Source organism: Vibrio sp. 1727 (assembly GCF_033344415.1).
Classification (GTDB): Bacteria; Pseudomonadota; Gammaproteobacteria; order Enterobacterales; family Vibrionaceae; genus Vibrio; species Vibrio alginolyticus.
Map to the genome: position 1 here is coordinate 1 of NZ_JAWPOT010000435.1, position 602 is coordinate 602.

At 51.5% G+C, this 602-nt stretch carries 1 protein-coding gene; it reads right to left on the bottom strand.

What is annotated here, in order from left to right; translation table 11 throughout:
• Window positions 1–602, bottom strand: a 602-nt coding sequence (locus tag R8O10_RS26205; protein WP_318192095.1) for a flagellar M-ring protein FliF C-terminal domain-containing protein, incomplete at both ends; no start/stop codon positions are given.

The following is a 602-nucleotide window of genomic DNA, read 5'->3' on the forward strand; positions in this document are numbered from 1 at the left end:
CGTTTGCTTACGCTCATGGCTAATCGTGGTGTCTAGCTCGAAGTTGCGGGTCGATTCTTTACGTACAGAGCCTTGCCCCATTACCGAGCCGTCTTTCATTTGCGCGACGTCTTGCGGAATAGAAGCATCCGCCGGAGGCTGATTACTAAGCGCACCCGGAATGCCTGCTACCATGTTGCCGTTGTTGTAATCTTCTAGCGCGTACTCGCTGCGGGTCGATGGCGTATTTGGGTCGAAACGTTTACGAGTTTGCTCAACCGCACTGAAATCCATTTGGATATCCACTTGCGCGGTGTAGTTACCAAAACCAAGAATAGGCAGTAGAACAGAGTCGATTTTTTCACGCAATGCTTGTTCTTGGCTGCGTTCTAACTCTTGCTCTTTACGACGCGCGGCAGACGCCGGATCTTGCGAACCAGAGCTCAACAAACGGCCATGCTGATCCGTGACGGTAATGCGCGATGTCTTCATGCCTGGAACGGCACTCGCGACCATATCGACAATCGAGTCCACTTCTTGCTGCTTGAGGTTGGCGCCTGTCGATAGCGTCAAAAATACTGAGGCGGAAGCTTCTTGATTATGACGCACAAAGACACTGTGTT